This is a genomic window from Streptomyces sp. SID3343, from assembly GCF_009865215.1.
GTDB lineage: Bacteria > Actinomycetota > Actinomycetes > Streptomycetales > Streptomycetaceae > Embleya.
The window spans coordinates 1-3,955 of sequence record NZ_WWJX01001538.1; the positions used below are offsets into that span (position 1 = coordinate 1).

Annotated in this window: 4 protein-coding genes; 1 reads left to right on the forward strand and 3 read right to left on the reverse strand. The window is 71.7% G+C overall.

Going from position 1 to position 3,955, the window contains the following annotated elements; all coding sequences use genetic code 11:
* Positions 1-151: 151 nt before the first annotated feature.
* Positions 152-1,195 carry an alpha/beta hydrolase gene (locus GT354_RS49035; protein ID WP_161364618.1) on the reverse strand — a complete coding sequence of 348 codons (1,044 nt, stop codon included), beginning with the start codon at positions 1,193-1,195 and terminating at the stop codon, positions 152-154.
* 464 nt (positions 1,196-1,659) lie between these two features.
* On the opposite strand from GT354_RS49035, the gene GT354_RS49040 reads away from it, so the two are divergent.
* Positions 1,660-2,376 carry a DUF4232 domain-containing protein gene (locus GT354_RS49040; protein ID WP_161364619.1) on the forward strand — a complete coding sequence of 239 codons (717 nt, stop codon included), beginning with the start codon at positions 1,660-1,662 and terminating at the stop codon, positions 2,374-2,376.
* Positions 2,377-2,578: 202 nt separating this feature from the next.
* On the opposite strand, the gene GT354_RS49045 is transcribed toward GT354_RS49040, so the two are convergent.
* Together GT354_RS49045 and GT354_RS49050 are read right to left on the reverse strand one after the other, a co-directional pair.
* The gene (locus tag GT354_RS49045; protein WP_202513147.1) at positions 2,579-3,214 is read right to left on the reverse strand and encodes a copper chaperone PCu(A)C; all 636 of its coding nucleotides are present in this window, start codon (positions 3,212-3,214) and stop codon (positions 2,579-2,581) included.
* Positions 3,211-3,955, reverse strand: a 745-nt coding sequence (locus GT354_RS49050; RefSeq protein WP_161364621.1) for an HAD-IC family P-type ATPase, incomplete at its 5' end; no start/stop codon positions are given. The genes GT354_RS49050 and GT354_RS49045, both read right to left, overlap by 4 nt.

Genomic DNA, 3,955 nt, shown 5'->3' on the forward strand with positions numbered 1-3,955 from the left:
GTGAGGCGTCGCGGGCGGCGAGTACGACGGTCTGCAGGCCATGCCGTCCTCGCGGTGCCCGCCTCGTCGGAGTGGCCGGCGGATCCGGCCGCAGGCCCGGGACGCGCCTGCGGCCCCGACGTGCCATCGGTGGGTGGCACGCCGTTCGGAATCAGTGTCCGTCGTGCGGGAGTTGCCGTAGCCAGTCGATCAGCAGGCCGTTGACCTCGTCGGGTCGTTCCTGCTGAACCCAGTGTCCGCAGCCCTTGAGAATGTGTGCGGCGGACAGACCGGGCAGCGTGGTGGGAAAGGCGTCGATGGCGTCGGCCAACCACGCGGTGGAGGAGTCGAGTTCGCCGCCGATGAACAGCGACGGTTGGGTGATCGGGTCGCCGTCCCACGCGGCGAGGTCCTCCCAATCGCGATCCATGTTGCGGTAGCGGTTGAGGGCCCCGGTCAGCCCGGTCCGCTCGAACTCCTCGGCGTGCTCGTCCAGTTCGGTTGGCGTGAGCCAACCTGGCAGCGGCCCCGCCGGGAACCGGTCGGCCATCCTCGCGCCTGAGGGGACGAAGAACAGGCTGTCGCTTCCCGGCGGCGGCATCGTGTCGGCGGAGAGCCCGGCGTAGAAGCCCGCCAGCCACCCGCGGATGTCCGGCTCGATCTCTGCTTCCGCCCGCCCTGGCTCCTGGAAGTAGTCCACATAGAACGCCTCGTCACCGCCGATCATCGCGAAGGCGTCCGTCGGCCGAAAGCCGGTTCGCGGCGCGTACGGGACGCCCATGAGCCCGACGGCGGTGAAGACGTCCGGCCTGATCAGCGCGGTGTCCGCGGCGATGGTGGAGCCCCAGTCGTGGCCGACGATCGTCGCGGTGTCCTCGCCGAGAGCGCGGACGACCGCGACGTTGTCGGAGACGTGCGCGAGCATCCGGTAGGACGCCACGTCGCGTGGCTTCGAGGACCGTCCGTACCCGCGCACGTCGATGGCGACCGCCCGGAACCCGGCCGCGGCCAGGGCCGGCAGTTGATTGCGCCACGAACGCCAAGACTCGGGAAACCCGTGGACCAACAGGACCAGCGGGCCGGTGCCTTGCTCCGCCACATGGATGCGCCCACCGGGTACATCCACCAACCGGTGCCGCACGGCGCTCGACTCCGACCCGGAATCCTGCTTCCGGGCGACGGGCTCGGCTGTCGGAGCGTGAATGGGTTTCGACATGGTGTTCTCCTCGAAGGTGTCCATGTGCGGGTGTAACGGCGGGTGTACCGGCAGGCGTAACGGCGGTCGTGTCGGCCCGCCGCCGTACCGATGGCGCCCGATCGTTCCGAGCATCCGTCATGATCACGTGACACACAACGAGGCTTGCCGGTTCGGCAAATCGGCCGTTCCCGACCGGTTCCCAGGCCGGCTCCTCGCCCGACTCCGGCCGCAGACAAACGACCACGCGAAAGCCGGCCGCTCCCTCGCGGAACCGAACACGGCCGATCTGCGTCTCTCCGGGGCGATGGGCGCGGCCGTCCGCAGGTGCGAAGTCCCGAACGGGACGCGGAAGCCCTCGGAGAAGGTGCGCGACCACCCGAAAGCACAACGAAACACGACGCACGAGAACGAAGCACGACGCACGACGCACGACGCACGACGCACGAGAACGAAGCACGAGCACGAAGAAAGAGCCGGTTGTCATGACAGGAACCACCGACCGCCGTCCGGCGATGCGTACGGGCGCCGGGCGAAGCCGGAGTCTTCGCCGGTTCGGATCGGTGGTGGTTGCGGCCGTCGTGCTCGGCGCCGGTTCGGCCTGCGCCCAGACGGGTGCGCCGAAGCCGTCCGTCACGGTCGGCGCCCCGTACGCCGGCACCGCGCTCGACCCGCCCCCCACGCCCCGAACCGTCGCGCCCCGAACCTCCGCGCCCGCCGCTACTACCGCCACCGCGCAAACGACCGCGCCCGCGCCGGCCTGCCCCGCCGCCGGCGTGGTCATCCGTACGGAGAATCCCGAGGCGGCCATGGGCCTGCGCGTCATCCACGTGGCCATGGTCAACTGCGGCACGCAGCCGTACTCGGTGAACGGCTATCCGAGCGTCCGCGTCCTCGACGAGGACCGGTCCCCGCTCGACGTCCGGGTCGGCCGCGGTGCGTCCTCCATCGCCGACATCGACAACTTCGACGCCGGCGCACAGCCCGTCACCCTTCAGCCCGGCGAACGAGCCGTCGCCGCCCTGGCCTGGCGCAACACGGTCACCGGAATCAACGCCGCCCCGGCCAACGGCGCCTACCTGGACATCGCGCCCGCCGAGGGCCGCCCGCACCAGATCGTGAAGCCGGAGGGCGGTCGCATCGATCTGGGCACCACCGGAAAGCTGGGCGTGAGCGCCTGGCAGGCAAGCCCGACACGGTAACGCGCACTCACCCTCCGGCCCCACCCCTCGGCCCTGACTCCCGGCCCCGACTCCCGGCGCCAAGCCGCCGGTTCCGGAACTGCAACGAAGGTTTCGTACCAAGGCACCGACCCGCCTCCGCCGAGGCACGACCCGCCTCCGCCGAGGCACGACCCGCCTCCGTCGAGGCACGACCGACCCCCCTCCGCCGAGGTACTGCGCCTCACGTCCGTCCCGACGGCGCCCACGTCCCCGGTGCCACCACGACCGCCGTCGCCGTGACCGGCGCGCTGTGCCGGAAGCGCAGGGTGAACGTGACGTGGTCCCCCGCCCGGAGTTCGGTCTTCGGCAACCCGAGCATGATGTTGCTGCCGCTCGCCGTCATGCCGAGGAGTCCGTGTGCCGGGATGGGCAGCGCCTCGGTCATCCACATGCGGCCGGCGTATCCGGTGTACGTGTGGAAGCTCAGCATCACGTCGGTGGTGACCGGCGTCGACACCGACACCAGTTCGTCGTTGCTGCCGCCGGTGTTGCGGATGGTGAAGTAGGCGGAGGTCGCGTCGGGGTTCGTGGGCAGGTGTACCCGGCCGTCGGTGACGGACAGTTTCGCGGGGGTACCGGCCCGGCCCGTCGTGGCCCAGATCGTGAGCAGTCCGAGGGTCAGCGCGGCGGCCAGGAACGGCGTCAAGGCCGCCTTCGTGACCCGGATCCGGGCAGCGCGTGGACCCGAACTCGGGCTGCGGATCGGGCTCGTGCCCTGGTCCAGGCCCGGGCCCAAATTCGAGTCCCGGTCCAGGTTCGAGTCCCGGTCTGGGTCCCGGTCCGGGTTCGGGTCGGCAACGGCGCGTGGGCGGTTCATATCGGCTCCGAGGTGGTGCGGCGGGACGCGAAGCGAGTAAGGCGCAGGCTGTTGGTCACGACCGCGAGCGAGCTGATCGACATCGCCGCCGCCGCGAACATCGGGTCGAGCAGGCCGGTGGCGGCGACCGGAAGCAGTACGGCGTTGTAGCCGAACGCCCAGACCAGGTTGGCCCGGACGGTCGTGGCGGTCCGTCTCGAAAGCCGGATCGCGTCGGCGAGGGCCGCGAGGTCGTCGCGGACGAGCGTGACGTCGGCGACACCGATGGCCGCGGCCGTACCGCCGCCCATCCCGATGCCCAGATCCGCCGCGCTCAGCGCCAACGTGTCGTTGACGCCGTCCCCGACGACCGCGACCGCACGGCCCGGATCGTCGGCGCGCAGGCCGCGGACGAGGTCGGCCTTGTCGTGCGGGTCCAACTCGGCCAGTACGTCGGCGATACCGACCTGGTCGGCCACGGTGCGCGCCGGGCCCGATCGGTCGCCGGTGGCCAGGACGACGGTGACGCCGAGTCGGCGCAGCCCGGTGATCGCGTCGGCGGCGCCGGGGCGGGGCCGGTCGCCCAGGACGAGGATGCCGGCGGCGGCGTCGTCGACCGTGACCACGACGGCGGTGTGCCCGGCCGCGTCGGCCTCGCGCAGTACGTCGCGCAGCGTCGAGGGCAGCGGCGGTACGTCGGCGCAGCCGGGCCGCAGTACGGCGACCCGCTGCCCGTCGACCAGGCCGCGTACGCCGGTGCCG